General features: G+C 59.8%; 23 protein-coding genes. 5 read left to right on the top strand and 18 right to left on the bottom strand.

The genetic code is table 11. From position 1 onward, the window contains the following. Positions 1–63: 63 nt before the first annotated feature. The 5 genes from mnmE to rpmH form a co-directional block, all read right to left on the bottom strand. Entirely contained in the window at positions 64–1,434 is a 1,371-nt protein-coding gene (gene mnmE / locus H618_RS0115180; protein ID WP_028695880.1) for a tRNA uridine-5-carboxymethylaminomethyl(34) synthesis GTPase MnmE, read from the bottom strand. 86 nt (positions 1,435–1,520) lie between these two features. After that, entirely contained in the window at positions 1,521–3,203 is a 1,683-nt protein-coding gene (gene yidC / locus H618_RS0115175) for a membrane protein insertase YidC (protein ID WP_028695879.1), read from the bottom strand. 2 nt (positions 3,204–3,205) lie between these two features. Continuing rightward, positions 3,206–3,451, bottom strand: coding sequence for a membrane protein insertion efficiency factor YidD (gene yidD, locus H618_RS22550; RefSeq protein WP_081673786.1), 246 nt, complete (start codon positions 3,449–3,451; stop codon positions 3,206–3,208). Next, on the bottom strand, positions 3,444–3,848 hold the full coding sequence (rnpA, locus tag H618_RS0115170; RefSeq protein WP_028695878.1) for a ribonuclease P protein component: 405 nt from the start codon (positions 3,846–3,848) through the stop codon (positions 3,444–3,446). The genes yidD and rnpA overlap by 8 nt, the downstream gene beginning before the upstream one ends. A gap of 13 nt (positions 3,849–3,861) precedes the next feature. After that, complete coding sequence (gene rpmH / locus H618_RS22545) at positions 3,862–3,996, bottom strand: 50S ribosomal protein L34 (RefSeq protein WP_003253163.1); 135 nt, start codon at positions 3,994–3,996, stop codon at positions 3,862–3,864. Between the two features lie 592 nt (positions 3,997–4,588). Here rpmH and dnaA point away from each other — a divergent pair. The 4 genes from dnaA to gyrB are packed head-to-tail and all read left to right on the top strand — an operon-like array spanning position 4,589 to position 10,813. Continuing rightward, complete coding sequence (gene dnaA / locus H618_RS0115165) at positions 4,589–6,124, top strand: chromosomal replication initiator protein DnaA (RefSeq protein ID WP_028695877.1); 1,536 nt, start codon at positions 4,589–4,591, stop codon at positions 6,122–6,124. A 40-nt stretch (positions 6,125–6,164) separates the two neighbouring features. After that, complete coding sequence (gene dnaN, locus H618_RS0115160; protein ID WP_028695876.1) at positions 6,165–7,268, top strand: DNA polymerase III subunit beta; 1,104 nt, start codon at positions 6,165–6,167, stop codon at positions 7,266–7,268. A 16-nt stretch (positions 7,269–7,284) separates the two neighbouring features. Next, positions 7,285–8,388: a DNA replication/repair protein RecF gene (gene recF / locus H618_RS0115155; protein ID WP_028695875.1), complete on the top strand. Its 1,104-nt coding sequence runs from the start codon at positions 7,285–7,287 to the stop codon at positions 8,386–8,388. 4 nt (positions 8,389–8,392) lie between these two features. Then, entirely contained in the window at positions 8,393–10,813 is a 2,421-nt protein-coding gene (gene gyrB / locus H618_RS0115150; protein ID WP_028695874.1) for a DNA topoisomerase (ATP-hydrolyzing) subunit B, read from the top strand. A gap of 54 nt (positions 10,814–10,867) precedes the next feature. On the opposite strand, the gene H618_RS0115145 is transcribed toward gyrB, so the two are convergent. From H618_RS0115145 to H618_RS0115095, 11 genes are all read right to left on the bottom strand, one after another. Beyond that, positions 10,868–11,299, bottom strand: coding sequence for a hypothetical protein (locus H618_RS0115145; RefSeq protein WP_028695873.1), 432 nt, complete (start codon positions 11,297–11,299; stop codon positions 10,868–10,870). 90 nt (positions 11,300–11,389) lie between these two features. After that, positions 11,390–13,039: a phytoene desaturase family protein gene (locus H618_RS0115140; protein ID WP_028695872.1), complete on the bottom strand. Its 1,650-nt coding sequence runs from the start codon at positions 13,037–13,039 to the stop codon at positions 11,390–11,392. A 22-nt stretch (positions 13,040–13,061) separates the two neighbouring features. After that, positions 13,062–13,433, bottom strand: a complete 372-nt coding sequence (gene fdxA / locus H618_RS0115135; RefSeq protein ID WP_028695871.1) for a ferredoxin FdxA — start codon at positions 13,431–13,433, stop codon at positions 13,062–13,064. Between the two features lie 42 nt (positions 13,434–13,475). Continuing rightward, entirely contained in the window at positions 13,476–14,981 is a 1,506-nt protein-coding gene (locus H618_RS0115130) for a phytoene desaturase family protein (RefSeq protein ID WP_028695870.1), read from the bottom strand. Positions 14,982–15,017: 36 nt separating this feature from the next. Continuing rightward, positions 15,018–15,773: an SDR family NAD(P)-dependent oxidoreductase gene (locus tag H618_RS0115125; RefSeq protein ID WP_028695869.1), complete on the bottom strand. Its 756-nt coding sequence runs from the start codon at positions 15,771–15,773 to the stop codon at positions 15,018–15,020. Between the two features lie 33 nt (positions 15,774–15,806). Beyond that, positions 15,807–16,646 carry an alpha/beta hydrolase gene (locus tag H618_RS0115120; RefSeq protein WP_033727706.1) on the bottom strand — a complete coding sequence of 280 codons (840 nt, stop codon included), beginning with the start codon at positions 16,644–16,646 and terminating at the stop codon, positions 15,807–15,809. Then, positions 16,643–18,163, bottom strand: a complete 1,521-nt coding sequence (locus H618_RS0115115) for a phytoene desaturase family protein (protein ID WP_028695867.1) — start codon at positions 18,161–18,163, stop codon at positions 16,643–16,645. The genes H618_RS0115120 and H618_RS0115115 overlap by 4 nt, the downstream gene beginning before the upstream one ends. Next, the gene (locus H618_RS0115110) at positions 18,160–19,059 is read right to left on the bottom strand and encodes a diiron oxygenase (protein WP_028695866.1); all 900 of its coding nucleotides are present in this window, start codon (positions 19,057–19,059) and stop codon (positions 18,160–18,162) included. Before H618_RS0115110 ends, H618_RS0115115 begins: the two co-directional genes overlap by 4 nt. 34 nt (positions 19,060–19,093) lie before the next feature. Next, complete coding sequence (locus H618_RS0115105; protein ID WP_028695865.1) at positions 19,094–19,360, bottom strand: phosphopantetheine-binding protein; 267 nt, start codon at positions 19,358–19,360, stop codon at positions 19,094–19,096. Then, positions 19,357–20,160, bottom strand: a complete 804-nt coding sequence (locus H618_RS0115100; protein WP_028695864.1) for a MaoC family dehydratase — start codon at positions 20,158–20,160, stop codon at positions 19,357–19,359. Before H618_RS0115100 ends, H618_RS0115105 begins: the two co-directional genes overlap by 4 nt. 2 nt (positions 20,161–20,162) lie before the next feature. Continuing rightward, complete coding sequence (locus tag H618_RS0115095; protein ID WP_028695863.1) at positions 20,163–21,425, bottom strand: beta-ketoacyl-[acyl-carrier-protein] synthase family protein; 1,263 nt, start codon at positions 21,423–21,425, stop codon at positions 20,163–20,165. Positions 21,426–21,767: 342 nt separating this feature from the next. Between H618_RS0115095 and H618_RS0115090 the strand changes: the two genes are divergently transcribed. After that, positions 21,768–22,436, top strand: a complete 669-nt coding sequence (locus tag H618_RS0115090; protein ID WP_028695862.1) for an acyl-homoserine-lactone synthase — start codon at positions 21,768–21,770, stop codon at positions 22,434–22,436. Here H618_RS0115090 and H618_RS22540 read toward each other — a convergent pair whose 3' ends face one another. Then, positions 22,437–23,165 carry a LuxR family transcriptional regulator gene (locus H618_RS22540; RefSeq protein ID WP_081673783.1) on the bottom strand — a complete coding sequence of 243 codons (729 nt, stop codon included), beginning with the start codon at positions 23,163–23,165 and terminating at the stop codon, positions 22,437–22,439. 231 nt (positions 23,166–23,396) lie between these two features. After that, the gene (locus H618_RS0115080; protein WP_028695860.1) at positions 23,397–24,284 is read right to left on the bottom strand and encodes a LysR family transcriptional regulator; all 888 of its coding nucleotides are present in this window, start codon (positions 24,282–24,284) and stop codon (positions 23,397–23,399) included. Positions 24,285–24,325: the final 41 nt, after the last annotated feature.

Below are 24,325 nucleotides of genomic sequence, written 5' to 3'. Positions count from 1 at the left end.
TGCGTTCTCCGGCCGTTTAGCGCCGCCTGATCATCGGCAGATGATCAGGACGGAGGATGGGGGCTATTTGCCGATGCAGAAGCTCGAAAAGATACGTCCCAGCAGATCGTCGGAGCTGAACGCACCGGTGATCTCGCCCAACGCGTGCTGAGCCTGACGCAGGTCTTCGGCGAGCAGTTCGCCGGCACCGGCCAGGGTTAACTGCGCATGTCCGTGGTCGAGGTGTTCGCGGGCTTTGCGCAGGGCGTCGAGGTGGCGTCGACGGGCGCTGAAGCTGCCTTCGGCGGTCTGTTCATAACCCATGCAGGCTTTCAGGTGTTCGCGCAGCAGGTCGAGGCCCTGCTCGCTGTCCTTGGCGCTCAGGGTGATGGTGACATGACCATCACTGCCCTGCTCCAGGCCAATCGCTTCACCACTGAGGTCGGCTTTGTTGCGAATCAGCGTGACATTGCCTGGCGCTGGACGCTGCTCGAGGAACTCCGGCCACAGGGCGAAAGGATCGCTAGCTTCCGGCGCGGTCGAGTCGACCACCAGCAGCACACGATCAGCCTCGCTGATGGCCTTGAGCGCGCGTTCGACGCCGATACGCTCGACCTGGTCGCTGGTGTCGCGCAGGCCGGCGGTATCGACGACATGCAGCGGCATGCCGTCGATGTGGATATGTTCACGCAGGATGTCGCGCGTGGTGCCGGCAATGTCCGTGACGATCGCCGCTTCACGTCCTGCCAGCTGGTTCAACAGGCTGGACTTGCCGGCATTGGGCCGACCGGCGATCACCACGTTCATGCCGTCGCGCAACAACGCGCCCTGCCCGGCTTCGCGCTGCACTGTGGATAACTGGGCGCGCACCGCCTCGAGCAAACCCAGAACGTGACCGTCGGCGAGGAAATCGATTTCTTCCTCAGGAAAATCGATCGCAGCCTCGACGTAGATGCGCAGCGCGATCAGCGCCTCGGTCAACGACTCGACACGGCGCGAGAACTCACCTTGCAAGGAGCGCAGGGCATTGCGTGCCGCCTGCGTGGAGCTGGCTTCGATCAGGTCGGCGATGGCTTCGGCCTGGGCCAGGTCGAGCTTGTCATTGAGAAACGCACGCTCGCTGAATTCTCCGGGCCTGGCCAGGCGGCAGCCCAGTTCGACACAGCGCTGCAGCAGCATGTCCATGACCACCGGGCCGCCATGCCCTTGCAGCTCCAGCACGTCTTCACCGGTGAACGAGTTGGGGCCTGGGAAAAACAGCGCAATGCCTTCGTCCAATACCAGCCCGTCAGCGCCGCGGAACGGGCCGTAATGGGCATGCCGTGGGGTCAGCGCACGACCGGCGATGGTTTTGCCGGCCTGGCTCGCCAACGGCCCGGAGAGCCTGACGATGCCCACCCCGCCGCGGCCTTGCGCGGTAGCGATGGCGGCGATGGTTTCACGCGCGATACTCATGCTCGAAAGCCTCCAGGACACAATCGATAGATAGCAAAACGCCCCACGAAGGGGGCGTTTTTATTCACAGGCTAGACCTCAGCCTGTCATGCAGCCGCTTTTTTGCTCGCAGCTTCGATACGACGGGTGATGTACCACTGCTGGGTGATGGACAGGCAGTTGTTCACAACCCAGTACAGCACCAGACCTGCCGGGAACCACAGGAAGAAGAAGGTAAAGATGATCGGCATCATTTTCATCACCTTGGCCTGCATCGGGTCCGGCGGCGTCGGGTTCAGGCGCTGCTGGATGAACATGGTGGCGCCCATGATGATCGGCAGGATGAAGAACGGATCCTTGATCGACAGGTCGGTAATCCACAGGATCCACGGAGCCTGACGCATCTCGACGCTTTCCAGCAGTACCCAGTACAGGGCCAGGAACACCGGCATCTGCACCAGGATCGGCAGACAGCCGCCCAGCGGGTTGATCTTCTCTTTCTTGTACAGCTCCATCATCGCCTGGGACATTTTCTGGCGATCGTCACCGAAGCGCTCTTTGAGCGCAGCCAGTTTCGGCGATACGGCACGCATGCGCGCCATGGAACGGTAGCTGGCGGCCGAGAGCGGGAAGAACAGGCCTTTGATCAGCATGGTCAACACGATGATCGACCAGCCCCAGTTACCCAGGATGCTGTGGATATGTTGCAGCAGCCAGAAGATCGGCTGGGCGATGAACCACAGGAAACCGTAGTCGACGGTCAGTTCCAGACCTGGGGACAACGCCTTGAGTTTTTCCTGGCTCTTCGGGCCTGCATACAGAACGGTGCTGGCTTCGCCGGTTGCGCCGGGCGCAATGCTGATGGCAGGACCGGTGTAGCCGATCAGGTAGTTGCCGGCGCTGTCCTTGCGGGTCTGCACCACGTTGTTGTCCGACTTGGTCGGAATCCACGCCGTGACGAAGTAGTGCTGCAGCCAGGCTACCCAACCACCGTTGACGGTTTCCTGGAGATTGGCCTTGTCCATGTCCTTCATCGAGACCTTCTTGTAAGGCTCGGAACTTGTCCACAGGGCCGCACCCAGGTAGGTGGCGGTACCGGTTGCAGTGCTCGACGATGGGTCGGAGCTGGCGTCACGCTTGAGCTGGGCAAACAGGTTGCCGTTCCACGCCTGGCCGCTCTGGTTGTCGATCAGGTAGCTGACCTTCAGATCGTATTCGCCGCGGGTGAAGGTGAAGCGCTTGATGTAGTTGACACCGTTGTCGCTGAACTTCAGATCGACCACCAGTTGCTCCTGGCCATCGGCCAGTTGGTAGCTCTTCTGTTCGGCAGCGTACAGCGGACGACCGCTGGCGCGACGATCCGGGCCGTTGGCGCCGGTCAGGCCGCTCTGCGCGACGTAGGTGCGCTCACCGCCGTTGTCGAACAACTGGAACGGGATATCAGGATGGTCCTGACGGCGCGGGTACTTCGGCAGGGTCAGCTGGACGATGTCGCCGCCGACCGGATTGATAGCCAAGTCCAGGACATCGGTCTTGATCCGGATCAGGTCCTTGCTGACCGCAACCGGGGCCAGTTCGGCAGGGCTGGATTCAGCATTGGCGCTCGGCACATCGGCGTTGACGCCGCTATCGCCGGTGGCAGCGGTGTCCGGCAGGGCCGGGGCATCGTTGCGGGCAGCAGCATGCTGAGTCGGCAAGGCAGCCTGACCATAGTCCTCGTTCCATTTCAGAACCAGTACGTAGGCCACGATTGCCAGGGCGACGATCAGGATCGTGCGTTTAATATCCATGATTACTCGGCTATCGAAGAAGTTCGGGAGGAAGGAGCTGGCGGAACGGGATCGTAACCACCGTCGTTCCACGGATTGCATCGCCCCAGGCGGCGAACGGTTAGCCACCCACCACGCAACAAGCCATGGGTTTCAATGGCTTCGTAGGCGTAACAGGAGCAGCTGGGATAGAAACGACAGTGACTGGCCATCAGTGGACTAATGGCGTAACGGTAAAACTGGATCGGGACGAGTGCCAGTTTACGCATTGTGACTGTCTACCCCTGCGGTGTCGGCAGTGACCGCTGGAGAGGGACGGCTGCGGACCAGCCGTTTCCAGAGCTTGCCAAAATGTTGGTGCAATTCTGGGTTTTCAACGTCGCCCAAGCCCTTGCGCGCGACGATCACGATGTCGAGACCAGCAAGACTCTGCTGGTTCCGGCGAAATGAATCGCGCATCAGGCGTTTGAGGCGATTGCGCTGAACGGAAAGCTTGACGCTCTTCTTGCCGATCACCAGACCGAGGCGTGGTAGATCGAGTCCGTTCTCGCGCGCAAGGATCAGCAGGTTTTTCCCTGGAACCTTGCCGGTTGGGGAGTCGAAGACCGCTTTGAAATGCCGGGGTGTAAGCAGTCGCTTATCCCGACTGAAGTCCTGACTCACCACCTGTGCCGGAGAATCAAATTGCCAGACGCTTACGGCCTTTGGCACGGCGACGCGACAGAACAGCACGGCCGTTCTTGGTAGCCATACGGGCACGGAAGCCGTGGGTGCGAGCGCGCTTGATGGTGCTTGGTTGGAAAGTACGTTTCATGGCGTGTTACCTGGTTTGTCGACAACGGGCCGGAATGGCCCCCTTTTTAAGAGATCGGCGATTCTAGAGAAAGCAAGGCGATAGGTCAATTTCCAACCAGCCTTTCCTTATCAATGGTTGCTCATGTGTTCGATGCCACCCAGACGGGAGCGCACAGGTCTGTCCAGCGAGGGAGCGAATAACATTGAAAATAAAGAGAGACATATAAAAAGCTTTTTTAAAGAATCTACTACGTTTAAGCAGCGGTCTTTCTGTGGATAACTCTATCGAGCCCTTTGAATGCGGGCGCTACAGGCGATGATAAGTCTGTTTCAAAGGCGTGCTGCGACTGTGCGAGGGCTGGAAACAGCCTGTGCATAACTAGCCTTCTTATGCACAGGAGAATTATGCACAGGCAAAAGGGGGTGGTTGTGCATAGAGCTCAATGACGGTTACCCACAGAGCTTATGCACAGAGTTCAGCGGCATAAGAGTCACGATTTGGCGTTTATGCCGTAGTGTCCTGTCCATGCATATGTGGATAACTGCCGCTGGCGCCGGTACAATAGCCGGCTTGTTTTGGCCTTACCGGCCCTCACATTCAGGGGAAATCCGTGTCAGTGGAACTTTGGCAGCAGTGTGTCGAGCTTTTGCGCGATGAGCTGCCTGCCCAGCAATTCAATACCTGGATCCGTCCTCTACAAGTCGAAGCCGAAGGCACCGAGTTGCGCGTCTACGCGCCCAACCGCTTCGTACTCGACTGGGTCAACGAAAAATACCTTGGCCGTTTGCTCGAGCTGATCGATGAACAAGGTGACGGCATTGCGCCTGCCCTTTCCTTATTAATAGGCAGTCGGCGCAGTTCCGCACCGCGCGCAGCCCCCAACGCGCCAGTCAGTGCTGCAATGGCAGCTGCGAGCCAGCAACAGAACGCGCCGGCACCTAGCATGGCGGCTGCGCCGGTCAGCGCGCCTGTGGGTAAGTCGTCAGCAGAGCCTGCGCAAGCCAGTTCTGTGGATATCGACTCGACCCGTGACAGCTTCGATGCCCTGGGCGATAACGCAACGGCCCCGGTGCCCAGCGGACGCACAGAGCAGCGCACCGTGCAGGTCGAAGGTGCGCTCAAGCACACCAGTTACCTGAACCGCACGTTCACCTTCGAGACGTTCGTCGAGGGTAAGTCGAACCAGTTGGCGCGTGCCGCAGCCTGGCAGGTGGCCGACAATCCCAAGCACGGCTACAACCCGCTGTTCCTGTATGGCGGCGTAGGCCTGGGCAAGACCCACCTGATGCATGCCGTGGGCAACCATCTGCTGAAAAAGAACCCCAATGCCAAGGTGGTCTACCTGCATTCGGAGCGGTTCGTCGCGGATATGGTCAAGGCACTGCAGCTCAATGCCATCAACGAGTTCAAGCGCTTCTACCGTTCGGTGGATGCGCTGTTGATCGACGACATTCAGTTCTTCGCCCGTAAAGAGCGCTCGCAGGAAGAGTTTTTCCACACCTTCAACGCGTTGCTCGAGGGTGGTCAGCAGGTGATTCTTACCAGTGACCGCTATCCGAAAGAGATCGAAGGCCTTGAAGAGCGGCTGAAATCGCGATTCGGCTGGGGCCTTACGGTTGCGGTAGAGCCTCCAGAGCTGGAAACTCGCGTGGCCATTCTGATGAAGAAGGCTGATCAGGCGAAGGTTGAGTTGCCCCACGATGCAGCGTTCTTCATCGCTCAGCGCATCCGCTCCAACGTCCGGGAACTGGAAGGCGCGCTCAAGCGTGTGATCGCCCATTCGCACTTCATGGGTCGCGACATCACCATCGAACTGATTCGTGAATCGCTGAAAGATCTGCTCGCGCTGCAGGACAAACTGGTGAGTGTGGATAACATTCAGCGCACCGTGGCCGAGTACTACAAGATCAAGATCTCTGATCTGTTGTCCAAGCGTCGCTCACGTTCGGTGGCCAGGCCCCGTCAGGTCGCCATGGCGTTGTCCAAGGAACTGACCAACCACAGCCTGCCGGAAATCGGCGACATGTTTGGCGGACGCGACCACACCACCGTGCTGCACGCGTGCCGCAAGATCAATGAACTCAAGGAATCCGACGCGGACATTCGCGAGGACTACAAGAACCTGCTGCGGACGCTGACCACCTGATGCGTTCGGGCGTAGCTTATTGAAGGCAAGGGACTAGACCATGCATTTCACCATTCAACGCGAAGCTCTGTTGAAACCCCTGCAACTGGTCGCAGGCGTCGTCGAGCGTCGTCAGACTCTGCCGGTTCTGTCCAACGTGCTGCTGGTCGTGCAAGGTCAACAACTGTCGTTGACCGGTACCGACCTGGAAGTCGAACTGGTCGGCCGTGTGCAGTTGGAAGAGCCTGCCGAGCCGGGCGAGATCACCGTACCGGCGCGCAAGCTGATGGACATCTGCAAGAGCCTGCCAAGCGATGTGCTGATCGACATCAAGCTCGATGAGCAGAAGCTGCTGGTCAAGGCCGGGCGTAGTCGTTTCACCTTGTCGACCCTGCCGGCCAACGATTTCCCTACGGTAGAAGAAGGCCCGGGTTCGCTGACCTGCAACCTCGAGCAGAGCAAGCTGCGCCGTCTGATCGAGCGCACCAGCTTCGCCATGGCTCAGCAGGACGTGCGCTACTACCTCAACGGCATGTTGCTTGAAGTGTCTGCAGATACCCTGCGCGCTGTGGCTACCGACGGTCACCGTCTGGCGCTGTGTGCGATGCAAGCACCCATTGGCCAGGCTGATCGTCACCAGGTGATCGTTCCCCGCAAAGGTATTCTCGAACTGGCGCGCCTGCTGACCGATCCTGAAGGGATGGTCAGTATCGTTCTGGGCCAACACCATATCCGCGCGACCACAGGCGAATTCACCTTCACCTCCAAGCTGGTAGATGGCAAGTTCCCAGACTACGAGCGCGTGCTGCCCAAGGGCGGTGACAAGTTGGTGTTGGGTGATCGCCAGGCCCTGCGTGAGGCCTTCAGCCGTACCGCCATTCTGTCCAATGAGAAGTACCGGGGCATTCGCCTGCAACTTGCCGCTGGCCAACTGAAGATTCTTGCCAACAACCCCGAGCAGGAAGAAGCGGAAGAAGAAATCAGCGTCGACTACAACGGTAGCTCGCTGGAAATCGGCTTCAACGTGAGCTATCTGCTTGACGTATTGGGCGTGATGACTACCGAACAGGTTCGCTTGATCCTGTCCGACTCCAACAGCAGTGCGCTGCTGCAAGAAGCAGGCAACGATGATTCCTCCTATGTCGTCATGCCGATGCGTCTGTAACTGATAGACGCCTTCCATGTCGCTTTCACGCGTTACAGTCACTGCGGTGCGCAACCTGCACCCAGTGACCTTCTCCCCCTCTCCTCGTATCAACATCCTCTACGGCGCCAACGGCAGCGGCAAAACCAGCGTGCTCGAAGCGGTCCATCTGCTGGGGCTGGCACGCTCGTTTCGTAGCACCCGACTCACCCCAGTCATTCAATACGAACAACCGACCTGCACGGTGTTTGGACAGGTGGAGTTGGCCGGTGGAGGCAGTAGTAACCTGGGTATTTCCCGGGAGCGCCAAGGTGATTTCACCATCCGTATCGACGGGCAGAACGCGCGCAGCGCTGCGCAGCTTGCGGAAATCTTGCCGCTGCAGTTGATCAATCCAGATAGTTTCCGGCTGTTGGAAGGTGCACCGAAGATAAGGCGCCAATTCCTGGATTGGGGTGTGTTCCACGTGGAACCTCGTTTCCTGGCAACCTGGCAGCGCTTACAGAAGGCGCTCCGGCAAAGGAACTCATGGCTGCGGCATGGTACACTTGACGCCGCTTCACAGGCCGCATGGGACAGGGAGTTGACCCTGGCAAGTGCGGATATCGACCAGTTTCGTCGTGATTACATCAAAGCCTTGAAGCCGGTTTTCGAACGGACTTTGAGTGAGCTGGTTGAACTCGAAGGCCTGACCTTGAGCTATTACCGCGGTTGGGATAAAGACCGAGAGCTTTCAGAAGTCCTCGCAGCCTCTCTCCATCGCGATCAGTACATGGGCCATACGCAAGCCGGTCCTCAGCGTGCGGATCTGCGCCTCAGACTTGGTGCACATAACGCAGCCGATATTCTCTCGCGGGGCCAGCAGAAGCTGGTTGTTTGTGCATTGCGTATCGCTCAAGGTCATTTGCTTAACCAAGCGCGCCGCGGCCAGTGCATCTATCTCGTTGACGATTTGCCGTCCGAGTTGGACGAGCAGCACCGCCGTGCACTATGTCGATTGCTTGAAGAATTGAACTGCCAGGTTTTTATCACCTGTGTAGACCACGAATTTCTGAGGGAAGGCTGGCAAACGGAAACGCCGGTCGCTTTGTTCCACGTGGAACAAGGCCATATCACCCAGACCCACGACCATCGGGAGTGAAGGCATGAGCGAAAATCAAACGTACGACTCTTCCAGCATTAAGGTGTTGAAAGGGCTGGATGCCGTGCGCAAGCGTCCCGGCATGTACATTGGCGATACCGATGATGGCAGCGGCCTTCACCACATGGTGTTCGAAGTAGTCGATAACTCGATCGACGAAGCGCTGGCGGGTCATTGCGATGACATCACCGTCATCATTCATCCAGACGAATCCATCAGTGTTCGAGACAACGGCCGTGGTATCCCGGTCGATGTGCACAAGGAAGAAGGCGTGTCCGCAGCCGAGGTCATCATGACCGTGCTGCATGCCGGCGGTAAGTTCGACGACAACTCCTACAAGGTTTCCGGCGGTCTGCACGGTGTAGGTGTTTCGGTGGTCAACGCCCTGTCCGAGAAGTTGATCCTGACCGTGCGCCGCAGTGGCAAGATCTGGGAACAAACCTACGTCCATGGCGTTCCTCAAGAACCCATGGCGATCGTGGGCGAAAGTGAAACCACTGGTACCCATATTCACTTCAAGCCGTCGGCAGAGACGTTCAAGAACATCCACTTCAGCTGGGACATTCTTGCGAAACGTATTCGCGAGCTGTCGTTCCTAAACTCGGGTGTGGGCATTCTGCTGAAGGACGAGCGCAGCGGTAAGGAAGAGTTTTTCAAATACGAAGGTGGCTTGCGTGCGTTCGTCGAGTACCTGAACACCAACAAAACGCCGGTCAACTCGCAGGTGTTCCATTTCAGCGTGCAGCGTGAAGACGGTGTCGGTGTTGAAGTTGCCTTGCAGTGGAACGACAGCTTCAACGAAAACCTGCTGTGCTTCACCAACAACATTCCGCAGCGTGACGGCGGTACCCACCTGGTTGGCTTCCGCTCTTCCTTGACCCGTAGCCTTAACAACTACATCGAGCAGGAAGGTCTGGCGAAGAAGAACAAGGTTTCCACCACCGGTGACGATGCGCGTGAAGGCCTGACCGCAATCATCTCGGTCAAGGTGCCGGACCCCAAGTTCAGCTCCCAGACCAAGGACAAGCTGGTTTCGTCGGAGGTGAAAACCGCCGTCGAGCAGGAGATGAACAAGTACTTCTCCGACTTCCTGCTGGAAAACCCCAACGAAGCGAAAGCGGTCGTCGGCAAGATGATCGACGCTGCACGCGCACGTGAAGCGGCGCGCAAGGCGCGGGAGATGACCCGTCGTAAAGGCGCTCTGGATATCGCGGGTCTGCCGGGCAAACTGGCTGATTGCCAAGAGAAGGACCCTGCCCTCTCTGAACTGTACTTGGTGGAGGGTGACTCGGCGGGTGGCTCGGCCAAGCAAGGCCGCAACCGTCGTACCCAGGCGATCCTGCCGCTCAAGGGCAAGATTCTCAACGTCGAGAAAGCCCGCTTCGACAAGATGATCTCGTCCCAGGAAGTCGGCACGCTGATTACCGCACTGGGCTGCGGCATCGGGCGTGAAGAGTACAACATCGACAAGTTGCGTTATCACAACATCATCATCATGACCGATGCTGACGTCGACGGTTCGCACATCCGTACCTTGCTGCTGACCTTCTTCTTCCGCCAGTTGCCTGAACTGGTCGAGCGCGGCTACATCTACATCGCCCAGCCGCCGCTGTACAAGGTCAAGAAAGGCAAGCACGAGCAGTACATCAAGGACGACGAGGCCATGGAGGAATACATGACTCAGTCGGCCCTCGAAGATGCCAGCCTGCACTTGGATGAGTCGGCGCCACCGGTATCGGGCGTTCAGCTGGAAAGTCTGGTCAACGATTTCCGTGGGGTGATGAAAACGCTCAAGCGTCTGTCGCGCCTGTATCCTCAGGAGCTGACCGAGCACTTCATTTACATGAGCGAAGTGACCCAGGAACAGCTTGGCGACCACGAGCACATGCAAGCCTGGCTGGCCAATTACCAGTCGCGCCTCAATGAGCATCAGAAGTCGGGCCTCGTCTACCAGGCCAGCCTGCGTGAGGACAAAGAGCGTAACGTCTGGCTGCCTGAAGTGCAGATCATCTCGCATGGTCTGGCCAGCTATGTCACCTTCAATCGCGATTTCTTCGGCAGCAACGACTACCGCTCGGTGGTCAACATCGGCAACAAGCTGAGCACCCTGCTCGGTGAGGGTGCCTATGTGAAGCGTGGTGAGCGTCGCAAGGCGGTGACTGAGTTCAAGGAAGCGCTGGACTGGCTGATGAACGAGTCGACCAAGCGCCACACCATCCAGCGCTACAAAGGCCTGGGGGAGATGAACCCGGATCAGTTGTGGGAAACCACCATGGACCCGGCCGTGCGTCGCATGCTCAAGGTCACCATCGAAGATGCCATTGGTGCTGACCAGCTGTTCAACACCTTGATGGGCGACGCAGTCGAACCGCGTCGTGACTTCATCGAGAGCAACGCGCTGTCGGTGTCGAACCTGGACTTCTGATCAAGTCCAAAAAAACCCGCGAAAGCGGGTTTTTTTATGCCTGTGATGTACCGCTCAGCTCAACGCTGCCCACACTTGGATCAGGCCGGTCAGATGCACCAGCCCATACACAAGGCAGATCGCTGAACTGATGGCGATGAAACGTTTGCTGCGCCCGGTCCCCGCCAGGGCGAACGGGCCGACGATGCCGCGTAGCAAATACACCGCAGTGATCGCGCAGAGCGCCGGGCGAAGCAGAGGCATGGGGTCGAGCATGCCCGCTCCGGAGAATGCATACAGTGCCCAGATGAACAGCACCCCGGCGATCCCCGCCGTCACCACTGCGGGATAACGTTTCCCTGAACGGGCGGCGCGGACGAATCGTTCGCCAGCGCCGAACAGGTGGTACCAGGACGGCCCGCCGATGATGACGCCGATATGCAGCGATGCCGCGATCAGGCTAAGGCCTGCGGCTATTGCCAGTGTCAGGTTGTAGTCGCTCGCCACGTCATCGCTCCTTGAGTGCACAGGCTGATTGATCCATTCATTCAGCCATGTCGAGCATAGCCTTGTTGCCGACCGGGGCTGAACAATCGCTTACTGCCCTGCGGTCTGAACCTCTGCCTGGGCACGGGTGCCGATGTCCATGATCTGATAGCGCACCTTGCGCCCGCTCACCGCAGCCGCCGCTTCGACTCCGCCCGTCATTGCGCCGAAGATGCCGTGCCCGGTTCGGGTCGAGGCGCCACAGAGGTAGAGGTTGCGAATATCGGTTTTGGCGCCGGGGCGGTTGTGCAGGAAGTACTCAGGGGTAAAGGCCAGGCCATAGGAAGTGCCGCCCTCTGAACCGATGAAGCGCGTTACCGAAAACGGTGTCGAGACTTCCTGATAGACGATGTGTTGGGACATGCCGGGTATCACCCTTTCGGCCAAGGCGATGAGTTGTTCGGCGTACCACTGCTTCTTCGCCAGGTAGGCCGGATTGTTGCGATAGCTGCCGTCGCGTACCTCAGCCTCGCTCAGGCCCCAGCTTTCGGGTGCTGACGGCACCGCCGACATCAACTGCAAGTTGTAGATGCCCGGTGGAGCGATGGCAGGGTTGTCCGGGTCTTTCATGGTCGCGTTGCCGATGAACAAGTGTGGCTCATCGGGGAAGCGCTCAGCGAACACCTCGCGATAGGCTTTCTCGTAGTCGCAGCCAGGGTAGATCCGATAGTTGGTGTTCTTCAGTCCCATGGCCTTGAGGTCCATGTCGATGCCCAGATACACCACCCCCATCGCCGGCGACATCTCGAACCGTTCGGCGCGTTTGACCGTGCTGCGTTTGAGTTGATCGCGACCCACAAGATCGAGCAAGGCATGTTTGATATCGGCATTGCAGATGATGTCGCGCGCTCGAACGGTACGCATGCCCAGGTGCTTGTTATTGAATTGAACACCCATTGCACGGCCATTCTCGATCAGGATGCGCTCGACCTTGGAACGCAGCAGAATCTTGCCGCCATTGCGTTCTACCACTGCACCGAGTTTGTCGGAGAACAACTGCCCGCCTCCCGATGGATAGTAGGAACCCTGCAGGAAATGGTTGACCACCGCCGCATGGCCCGCCATGGTCGCCCGGCTTGGAGGCTGATGGTAAACGCCCAATTGACCGGTGAGCACCGCGCGCAGTCGCTCGTCCTGGGTACAGGTATCGAGGAACTCGGCCACGGTGGACTTGGCATGGCGCATCAGCATCCATGAACGTGGCAGCACCCACAGCGCCGAAAGCGGACGCGAGTGAATCCCCATGAAGTCCCAGACTTGCTGAAGCATCCGGAAGTAGCGCTCGATCCCGGCCTTTTCCTGCGGAAAAGCCTCAATCAATTTTTCTCGGAAGCGTGCGTAGCCGCGTGGAATGGCGAACTGGAAGTCCGGGAAGCACAAGGTCTCGAAGCCTTCGGGGTCTTGCTCGATGAAGTTGATTTCGCCATCGTCGATGCCAGCACCACGCAGGATACGTGGGATCAGACCGTCCTTGCCGCAATCACCGATGTAGTGCAGACCCACGTCGAACTCGTAGTCCTTGCCTTTGCGGTGAAACACCGTGGCGCAGCCGCCCATCTCATAGTGCATGTCGAGCACCAGTACCTGCTTGCCGCGGTTGGCCAAGGTCGCGGCAGCGGTCAGGCCGCCGATACCGGCACCCACCACGATGACGTCGAAGGTCTCGCTTTCAAGGGTTTTGAATCGATCGTAGGTTTGCATGGGGACAGATTCCAGTTGGGCGTCAGGCGTGGGCCAGGTGCGTATCGCGGACCGGATCGACCGGGTCGGCTTCATGAATCAGGTGCGGCAACTTGTTGGGCACCCCACTCCACTGCGGATGATCCTCAAGCGCGGGAATGCGCTGCAGGATCACCGGCCAGTGCTCGGCCAGTGTGGCGTTGAGGTCCAGGAAATGACGGTTGCTGTCATCGAGCTGGTTCTCCGGCGTGATCGCCGCTTCCGGGCACTCGGGCAGGCACAGGCCGCAGTCGACGCATTCCTGGGGGTTGATGACGATGAAGTTGGGGCCCAGGTGAAAGGCATCGGCAGGACAGATGTCGACGCAGTTGGTGTGCCGGCAACGAATGCAGTTGTCAGTGACGACGTAGGTCATGGGAAGTCTCGCAATGTTCGATTGAGGACAGGAAATCGCCGGTCAGAAATAGCGGTCGACCAAGACACGCGCCGACAGCATCGTGCCGATGAAGCCGGCGCCGGGGAATGTCCAGGCGCCTACCTGGTAGAGGCCTTTGACCGGGTACTTCTGCGGGAAGCGGTTGAACAGGCCGGACTGCCGGGTGGTCTGTTCGAAGCCGTAGATAGCGCCTTCCGGGTTTTGCGTGAACTTGCTCATGGTCCTCGGCGAGCCGGCCTCGCACACTTCGATGTGCTGGCGCAGCCCGGGCATGACGCGCTCGGCGTTGTCGATCAGCAAATCGGTCAGCGCCTGTTTCTTGCGCCGGTACTCGAGCTTGCTCAGCGAGTGCCATTCACTGGGTCCGGTAAGGGTGAACAGGCCCAGGCTGGATTTGCCGACGGGCACCATGGACGGATCGATGTTGGAAAAGTAATTGATCGACCAACTGGTGTTGTCGGGGTGCAGCTCTCCGGCCTTGATGTGCTCGAACTGCTCGCGCTGGGTCTTCGGCGGGGCGAAGAAGTGAATGTAGTCTTCGGCTCCGACGCCCAGTTCGCTCAGCGGGCAGTCGAGCCCCAGGTACACCTGAAAGCCCGAGACCGAGAGCTTCTGCTCACGTAGCCGCGACAGATAGCGCGGGGCGAAATGCTCTTCGCCGGTGAGCGCCACGACCGCTTGCGGCGAGATGTTGGCCACTACGTTGCGCGCCCTCACCTCGCCCGACTTGCGCGTCACCACGCCCTTGATTCGGCCACGGCTGGTGACGATACGCTGCACTGCCGACTCCAGCTCCACTCGCCCGCCATGGGCTTCGATGACTTCGACCAAGGCTTGAGACAGCGCCTGCGAGCCACCCTTGATCGAGTAGCCGCCGTGGTCGAGGTAGTCGATGAACGGGTAGGAAAAATAGCCAAACGCCAGGTCCTTGGCCGGCAGGCCGTAGTAGCTCCATTGCGCTGACAGCACTTCCTTGAGCCGCTCGTTGGCGGTGAAGCGGGAAAAGTAGGCGTCCACCGTTTCGTGGCCATAGCGAAGCACCCGCGGATAGACCATGGGCGTCGCGACCAGACGCATCCAGAACGGTTTGCGTGAATAGAGAAAGCCACACAAGTCCTGATAGTTGCGTCGTGATTCGGCGAACAGGCGATTGATGTTGTCGGTCTCTTCAGGAAAGAATCGGAACAATGCGTTCTTGTAACCCTCGAGATCGCGGTGGCCGACGGTGATGTCGATATCGTCTGCGCGGTAGCGGTACAGCGTCGGGTGATGGAGGAACTCGACCTTGTCGGCCACCCCACAGGCCTCGATGACCTTGAACGAATGACCGCCACGCATCACCCCATCGAACGAATGCAGTGATACATCGAAGGTGAAGTCCTTGCGGCGGAAGTTGCTGGCGTAACCGCCAGGAATATTGTGCTTTTCCACCACCAGGACTTTCTGGCCGCGTTGGGCCATGAGGCTGGCGCTGGCGAGCGCGCCGAGGCCGGCGCCGACAAAAACCGTATCGTATTCGTGACTCATGAGTTCTCCCGGCCTTGCGTCCGGCATGTGTTCAGATCAGGCCGTCAGCCCGCCATCGATGAGAAAGGTCTGTCCGGTGATGTAGTTGGCCTGGGTCGACAGCAGGAAGCTGGCCAGGGCGGCAACCTCCTCCACCTCGCCAAAGCGCTTCAGGGGAATGCTGCTGGTGATCGACTTGCGCGCGTCCGCCGGAATCTGCTCGACCATTTCCGTGGCGATGTAGCCCGGGGCGATCGCGTTGACGTTGATCTTGAAGCGGGCCAGTTCCAGCGCCATGGAGCGGGTGATGCCCATCATCGCGGCCTTGGTCGCCGAATAGCCGACCTGACCCTTGTTGCCTTTCAGCCCACTGACCGAAGACATGTGGATGATCTTGCCGCGCTTTTCCGCAGCCATCGCCGGTGCCAGGCACTTGCTGAAATACACCGAGGAATCCAGGTTGGTGGCCACCACCTCGCGGTAGCGTTCTATGTCGAACTTGAACAGCAGTTGATCGCCGGTCATGCCCATGTTGTTGATCAGCCCGTATGGTTCGCCGAGCCGCTCTACCAGTTGCTCGCATACCTGCCTGACCGCGTCGTAGTCGCGCCCATCACAAGCATGCCCCTCGGCTTGTCCGCCCTGCTCGGCCACTTCCCGCTCCAGCTCACGCGCAGCCTCTGCCGATGACTGATAGGTGAAGACGACCTGATAACCCTGCCCTGCGAGGTGCTTCACCAGCGCACGGCCAATACCGCGACTGCCGCCGGTGACCAGTACCCATTTGCCCTTGCCAGGCTGTGCTGCATCCATGATTTCCATTTCCTGTGCCAGCGGTGTTCGCCTTCAGGCGGACACCAGCGGTTTGCGCGCCTGGGCGCGGTCGAAGAAGGCGAAGATCTCTGCGAAATAGCGGTCGCGGTGTTTCTTGTGGTTTTCCAGATGACGGCAGTGTTCGAAACCGATCACCTGCAGGTCTGCGCACTCGCGTTGCAGCTTCGTCACGCTGCTGCCTGGAATGAAGCGGTCGTCCAGTCCGTGGAGGTAGGCAATCGGCAGATGACGGATGCCCCGCAGCGACTGATCGATCGCGCAGGTGCCGGTTGGCACTGCCAGACGACTCCCACTGATCCAGCGCATGGCCAGGCGCAGCGGGCCGCGAGTGAAGTAGCTGCGCACCGAGAGCGGTACGCTGTCGAGCACCGCCGAGGTGAATGGGGTGTGGTCGCGGGCCAGGGCGTGGGCCAGGTGATAGCCGCCGAACGAGCAGCCGACCAGATGGATCGGCAGGCCGGGATAGTCTCGCGACACGCGCCGGGCAATCGCCAGCACATCGTCGGCGAAGGCATGGCCGCCGATGCTGCTGCGGCCGAAGCCTTTGAAGTTGAAGGCCACCACGTGGTAGCCCTGCTCGACGAAGGCGCGGTCCAGCTCGTTCTCATAGAAGTAGTGCATGCCGTACTTGAGGAAGGGATGGCACAGCATCACTACGCCTTTAGGCTGAACTGCACAGCTGTGCTGCACGGCCCCTTCGAGCAGACTGCTGTCAGGCGCGTTCTCGATGAATGCGCTGGCACGGGGCGGCACGTCGCGCTTCCAGCCCTGCACCTGACGAAACATCACCCGGATGAACAGTTTGGACACCGCTGCGCCCAGCCAACTGGTGCTGTGATCGTTTCTGCTCATGCGCGTCTCCATTGTCTGGCCTTCATTTCCGCATAGCCGAACGCGGCCTCATAGCTGGGCCCGGCGACCCAGGCACTGAGGAACTGCACGCCTTCGATGGGGAATCCGTGATGAAAAACATGCCCCTTGAGGTCGGTGCCGACCATGGCGCCGTAGCCGGAGCCCTCGGTGTTGTTGGTGAAGCGCACGTAGGTGTGCGGCGTAGCGACCTCGGTGTGCAGGATGTGCCCGCGCAGTCCCGGTACATGACGCAGCAGCCGTTCGACCAGCACCTGTGCTGCGCGCTTTTTCTTGGCCCGGTAGTCGGCGGTGCGCCGCTGTGGCCAGTGAGCGATCGAATCCAGCACATTGATGCACACCACCTTGCCGGCGTCAGGGTCGAGCGCGTGGTAGTTGGTGACTTCGATCGGCGACAAGCCCCAGAACGCTTCCTCGCACAGTGCAGCATCGTGTCCCTCGCGCTCGGCACGCATCCGCGCTGGCGCGGCTGCGGCGGGGTCGTCAGCGAACAGCATCGACTCGCTGTGGATCAGGCCAAGCTGCTCCGGTGCTGCGTCGGTGACCAAGTACACCGTGGTGGTGGAGCGCGCAGGCTTCAGCGCGCGGAGTTTTTCTCGTGTCGGGGCAAGCTTGAGCCCTGGTTCGAACAGGTGCTGCAAGGCGTAGTGTGGCGAGGCATTGATGAACACCCGCGGTGCATGGAAAGTGCCGGCGTCAGTGCGCACCCCGCTGACCTTGTCGCCATCGGTCAGCACGGCTTGCACGCGGGTGCTCAGCAGAATCTGACCACCGGCCTGCTCGATACGTTGGGCCAGCAGGTTGGAGAGATGCTGCGATGATCCCCTGACATAGGCGTTGCCACGGTTGAGCGTGGCGTACACCACATGCAGGTAGTACAGGTAACCGAGGTCCTCGCAGTACCCGCCGACATAAATGCCGGGCGCTGCGAGGATTTCGATCAGGTACGGATCGTCGAACAGCTCGTGCAGCCCCTGGTGAACGGTCTTGTGCTTGAGATTGCGGTGCGCGTAGCGCAATTGGGCCATGTCGGGTTCGAAGCTGCCATCGAGCATCTGAAACTGGTAGTAGCCGTTACGACCGTAACTGCGCACCTGTTCGAAAAACGTGGCGATGCCCTCGGCCTGGTGCGCGAAGCGTTCGGTCAACTGGCGCTCGACCCGCTCGGCGTCGTTGGCCAGAGGCAGTGCTTGCTTGCCTTGGTAGGCACAGAAGTAGTCCTGTGGATAAACCAGCTCCAGCGCATCCACCAAATCCAGGTCGCGCAGGATCCTGATCAGGTTGCCGCCTTCGTTCATGCCACTGAGCTTGTGCAGGCTGCAGTCGAACACGGCCTGCTGTTTCGGTCGGCTGAAGGTCGATGCGTAACCGCCGACGACGATGTGCTTGTCGATCATCAGCACCCGCATGCCTGGGTCGCGTTTGACCAGCATGGCTGCGCAGGCCAGGCTGGTGATCCCGGCACCGACGAAGATCGCGTCCCAGGATGCCGAGGTCATGGACGCAGCCCCAGCTTGTCGATCCAGGCATAGATCTCTGCGAAGCGCTGCTCGTTGAGCCGAGCATTGTGTGCCGAACGCCACACCTGCTCGATCTTCTCGTGTTCGTGCGGCTGGATCGGGAAGGTGAACGAGGTGTGCTGGGCGACCTCGGGGTTGTAGGTGAACATGTCGACCAGTGCCGGAACGATCTTGTGGCTCATCGCCTTGACCTGAGCGATCGCCTGCGCACTTGCGGTCTCGAAGAACGATTCGCTGATCCAGCGACCGAACGCGATGTGACGTGCCTCGTCGTAGTGGTGCTCGCGGAACAGGGTGCGGGTCATCGGTTCGACGGCAGCGCCCTGGGAGGTGTGCATCGCCCCCATCTCGGCCACCCACTCGATCAGCAAGGTGAACAGTACCCCTACCGCCGGCTCGAGCTTGGGCAGGGTTACCGTCAGCAGTTCATACAGCCCTTTCGGCGGATTCCAGATCTCCAACCCGGCCTTGGCCATGAAGCGTTTGAACGTCAGGGTGTGGACGATCTCCTCTTTGGAGAAGATCATCAGGTACTCCTGCAGATCCTGCGAAATGCGGTCATGGAACTGCGTTACATAGCCCATGTACAGCGGCGGAATGGTCTGTTCCAGCCAGATGAACATAGAGATATCGCGGCCAGTTTCCAGCCAGGCCAGTTCCAGTTTCTGTTCCTCGCTCAGGCCTTCGCAGAACGCCGTGCCGTTTATCCACAGGTGTTCAGGATCTTTCGGGTAGAGGCTGCGGTCGATGGGCTGCTCCCAAGGCAGCACCGTGGCATGGTCCATGGTCTTGTGGTGAGAGACTTCGCTCAGCTTGCGGATCTTCGATTCCCGCGCCGCTGAAATGGCGAGCACACTGCTGGTCGAACTGGACATTCCTTTGCTCCTGATGATGGATTCGACGCTGCTTTCAGGCAGTGGCCTCGACGGGCTCGGCAAGCTCGACCACCAGTTCGCACACCTGGCGCAGGGTGGTGATGTTGCGGTTGGCGAACGCATCGGGGTCGAGCGCTACGCCGATTTTCTTCTGTACCACGACCTGCATTTCGACGAAGTCCAGGCTGTCGAACTCCATCGCTTCGATGGAGGCGTCGAGGGTCACGTCGCTCTCATCGACATCCTTGAGCTCGAGGATCAGTTCACGCACGATCGAAAAAACGCTGTCTACGGTTGTCATTGCAGTGCTCCGTCTTGGGAAGGAAGGGCCTTGATCATCAGGCCGAGGGTGATGGTCATGCAGTGCTGGTCATCGACCAGCACGCCCAGGTCGAGGGTGCCCACGGCCTTGCCGGGGCTTTCGATCAGGACGATGTTGCCGATCTCGCAGCGGACGTCGGTGTGCAACTGAGCCAGTGATAGCAGCGAGGTGCAGAAGGTGATCTGGTGGCTGGTCTGAACCACCAGATGGCCAGAGATATCTTCGATTCGCTCGGGCCGAGGCTGCTGGTGAAATGAGTCGCAGAGGCTGTCGAAGACCATGCCCAGATGGTTCTGTATGAAGTGCGAGAAGATCAGCGCATCCAGCGCCACCCAGTCATCGATGTCGCGGCCCAGATCGTCTCGAAAGCGTTCGAGCCATCCTGCGATGTCCTGCGGGCCAAGGCTGAAGCCTGCCGCTTGCGCCGACCAGGTCGGCGCCGAGACCGCTGAGACATGGCCAATCACATGTTCACTGTCGCCACTGCACGAGTGCAGCTTGAACGCGGTTCGGGCGCTGCGCTCACGGGTCGAGAGGGCGACCGAACGGTTGCGCAGTACCGGCGTCTTCAGCAACGCCTTGAACTGCAGCCAGCCGTGGTCATGCCGCTGAGTACGGCCCATGCGGTGCTTGACCGCCAGCAATGCCAGCATGCCGTGCACCACCACATCGTCGGCTTGCATGCGCTGCGCGGCCTCGGCGTCGAAATGAATCGGATTGCGGTCGCCGGACAGGCTAGCCCAGGCTTCGATCTGCTCAGATCCAAATTGCCACTGCATGGTCAGTCCACCTTGCGCAGCATGATGCCGGCGTTGGCACCACCGAAGCCGAAGCTCAGGTTGAGCGTGTTGTTCAAGCGCTGGGCATGCAGGTGCTGGTTCGGCACGAAGTTGAGGTCACAGTCCGGATCAGGCTCATCGAGGTGCACCGTGGCCGGTACGGTGCCCTGGGCCATGGCCTTGAGGCAGAAGATGGTCTCCATGGCTCCGGCAGCACCGATCAGGTGGCCGGTGTACGACTTGGTACTGGACATCGGAATGGCGTAGGCGGCGTCGCCGAGCGCCAGCTTGATGGAGCGAGCTTCGTTGACATCGTTGAGCGGCGTCGAGGTGCCGTGCAGGTTGATGTAGTCGATGGCGGTCGCCGGCGTGCCGGACTGCCGGCACAGCGCTTCGATGACCTGTACTCGAGCCAGCAGGTCTTCGGCCGGCGCGGTCATGTCATAGGCATCGGAGTAGTTGGCGTAGCCGGTCACCTCACCGAGAATCGTCGCGCCACGGGCCTGGGCCAGTTCATAGTCTTCCAGGCATAGCACGGCCGCACCTTCGGAGAGTACGAAGCCACTGCGTCCCTTGCTGAACGGACAGCAGGCCAGGCGCGGGTTGTCCTGCTCCTTGCTGAGCGCCTGGATCACGTCGATCGACCAGACATTGAACTGCTCTTTGAGCGACTCGCTGCCGCCGGCCAGCATCATCCTGGCGCGGCCGCTGCGAATGGCCTCGTAGGCCTCGCCGATGGCGATCGTGCCGGTGGCACAGGCAGCGACAGGGCTGTTCTGCACACCGCGCATGTTCCAGTGCATGGTGACGCCGGCAGTGGCCGCGTTGCACATCGACATCACCGTGGCGAACGAAGTGGAGATACCGTGGGCGCGGTATTCGTTGTTGTTACCGTTGGCCGTGTCCAGCCCTCCCCAGCCGGTGCCGAGCATCACGCCGCGGTCGAACGGCGACACCACCTCATCCAGCGGCGTGTCGCCGTAGGCCATGCTCAGCGCTTCATGGGCGGCCACCAGGCTGTACTTGGCGAACAACGGCAGCATCTTGGAAATCTTTTTTGGAAACGGGCGCATCAGCTCGCGGCCGAAATCCTCGATGAAACCGAAGTAACGGGCATGGATGGTCGGGTCGTCGAAGCTGTGCTGCCGATAGCCGACCTGGTAGTCCATCATCGCGTCCCAGATGGCATTGACGTTCTGGCCAAGTGAACAGATCGCGCCGTAGCCGGTGACAACGACCCGGCGAGGTGCTGCAGAAGTGGACATTCCCATGATCTTCCCTGTTGGACGCCGCGCCTGACCGTTCACCGTCTGCACGGGCTAATGCACGTCGACGGTGACTGTTGCGCGGGCGTGGTATGAACAATTGCTGAAGCCGGTCAGCGACAGCGCTGCATAACCTGTCGTATTAGTCGGGTGCCTACAACTGTCTCTAAGTACAGGTCGAGTGCATCAGCCTTGGTTAAAGAAAATAGAAAAGCCGACCTGAACTTAAGGACAGGTTAAAACCCGCTGGAACGGGTTAAGCTGTGCTGTCGGAAGTGATACCCATCTACCCTGCGAAGTCTCGATTTATACCGAGTTCGCACCCGTGGAAGAAAACCGCTCATGGATGAGATAGCGTTTCATATAGTTGATTATTCCACTGTTCCGCATGACTGGGTGGCGCAAGTTCACCAACTGCGCAAGCACGTATTTGCGGACCGATTGAACTGGAAAGTACGCGTCAATAACGGTATCGAAGAAGACGAATTCGATAATCCGCAGACCACTTATCTACTGGGCACCTGGCAGGGCATCCCGCTGGCAGGCCTGCGTTTGATCAACACCGTGCACCCCTATATGGTCGAAGGCCCGTTCCGTGATTTCTTTCGCTGTGCAGCGCCCAGGCATCCACGTATCGCTGAATCCAGTCGCTTCTTCGTCGACAAGACGCGCTCTCGCCAGTTGGGTCTGGCCCACCTGCCGCTGACCGAAATGCTTTTGTTGTGCATGCACAATCACGCCCAGAGCACCGGGCTGGAGTCGATCATCACCGTGGTCAGTGCGGCGATGGCGCGGGTAGTGCGCCAGGCGGGCTGGCACTATGAGGTGCTCGACACTGGCGAGGCATCGCCAGGCGAGCGCGTGCTACTGCTGGACATGCCGGTGACGGCGAACAACCGGCAACGCCTGCTCGAAGCCATTCGCCGCCGCCAGCCGCTCAGCGACGAGCGTGCTTCCCAATGGCCCCGTCCATTACAGGGCCTGGACACGCAACTGCGCACCAGTGCCTGATCAGAGCAGGCCCTGGCACTGGGCCTCGTAGATCGCCTGCCGCGCATTGCTGACCTGCAGCTTGCTGGTGATATTGGACATGTGAAATTTCACCGTGCGCTCTGAGATGCCGCAGGTCTTGGCAATGTCCCGATAGTTCTGCCCCAGCATGACCAGCTTGAGTACGCTGGTTTCGCGTTGCGACAGGGTGTCTCTTGGCGCACTGGGAAACAATTGGTCGAGGCTGTGCAGGCCCATGATCCGGCAGTGGAAGCGAATCAGCGCCATCTGGATCTGCGCTTGCTGGTCGGCCATCCGGCGGTCCAGTTCCGCTTGCCCTCCGCCATCCGAGAAACTCAGCGCGCTGAACACGCCGCTGGCGTCGTGCAAGGTGAACGTCGCCCCGGAACGAAGATGGTGGTGCCCGGAACGGCGAAACAGATCGACACCGCTTTCATCGCCATAGGCGGCCGTGGCGTCGCTCCAGGAAAAAGGTGCACAGGTGGTGAGCCCATATTGAATGACCGGGTCGATCAAATGAGCATTCGCTGCTTTATAGGATTTAAGCCAGCGCGCCGGATAATTGGAAATGATCAACGGTTGAACATCGCGATTGCGCACCGTCGCAAAGTACGCGTAGTGCAAGGTGCGTAAATCACCCAGTTGCGTTTCCAATTCTGATTGAAGTGAAGTGTGTAAACAGCCCGGCGCGTGCACGTCGCACTTAGGCATTATCGGTCGACTGTCCATGTCGTGTCCTGTTATTGGGTTTCAGGCATTCTCGCATCTGCTCGGATGCGTCATTTTATGGGTCACGGTTTATTGACGACGGTGGGGCAGTGTCGTCAATGGTCAAGTATAGGCGCAGTTTATACAAGTTGGCCGTGAGCAGGATGAAACTACACCGTTGGCAGCATGGCGCCACGGCCAATGATACGCCGCGAAGCGTGACAGTCGGTTGCACCCCTGGCGTGCATCATTTCATTCTGCCAGCAACTCGCCCTGCGCATCCGCGCACAGCGCCAGTAGGTGATCCCAGACCACGCGCAGGCGCACGGACTTGTGCAACTCACGGCGGGTGCTGATCCAATAGCTGCGCTGAAGGGATTCGTTGGGCAGTATCCTGCGCAGAAGCGGATCATGCCGCGCCATGTAGTTGGGCAGCACCGCGATCCCCAGCCCGGCGCGTGCCGCCTCCTGCTGGGCGATCACGCTGGTGCTGCGAAAGACGACATTGGGCGCGCGACAGAAGCTGTTGAGCAACAGCAGTTCCTGGCTGAACAGCAAGTCGTCGACATAACCGATCCAGCTGTGCCGAATCAGGTCGTCGCGGCTGTGCACGGGCGCTGCCCTATCGAGGTACGCGGGGCTGGCATACAAAGCCAGGCGATAGTCGGTGAGCTTGCGGGTGATCAAGAGGTCGGCGTTCGGCCGCTCGAGATGCACGCTGATTTCTGCCTCGCGATTGAGGATGCTGACGAACCGTGGCACTGCCACCAGCTCGACCTCCAGGCCCGGATAGCGCTCGAACAGCCCGCCCAGGCGAGGCGTGATGAAACAGATGCCGATGCCCTCGGTCACGCCCAGACGGATCTTGCCCAGCGGGGTGATCGCCTGGGTGATTTCTTCCTGCGCCAGCAGCGCGACATTTTCCATGGCCTCAGCGTGTTTGAGCAGCGCCTGCCCGGCTGGAGTCAGCTCAAAACCCTGGGCGTGGTGGATGAACAGCGCCGTGCCAAGGCTGGCCTCGATACGCTCGATGTGCCGCGCTACGGTGCTGTGGGTGGTCTTGAGGCGCCGGCCAGCGCTCAGCAGGCGACCACTGCGCTGAAGCTCCAGGAAAAACCGCAAATCGTTCCAGTCGAACATAGGGCTGAGCCTTGCCGGCTATGGATGAGAGGGGTTGGCCG

Origin of the sequence: Pseudomonas cremoricolorata DSM 17059 = NBRC 16634 (assembly GCF_000425745.1) — a bacterium.
Lineage (GTDB): Bacteria > Pseudomonadota > Gammaproteobacteria > Pseudomonadales > Pseudomonadaceae > Aquipseudomonas > Aquipseudomonas cremoricolorata.
This window is presented reverse-complemented; position numbering and strand designations above follow the sequence as displayed.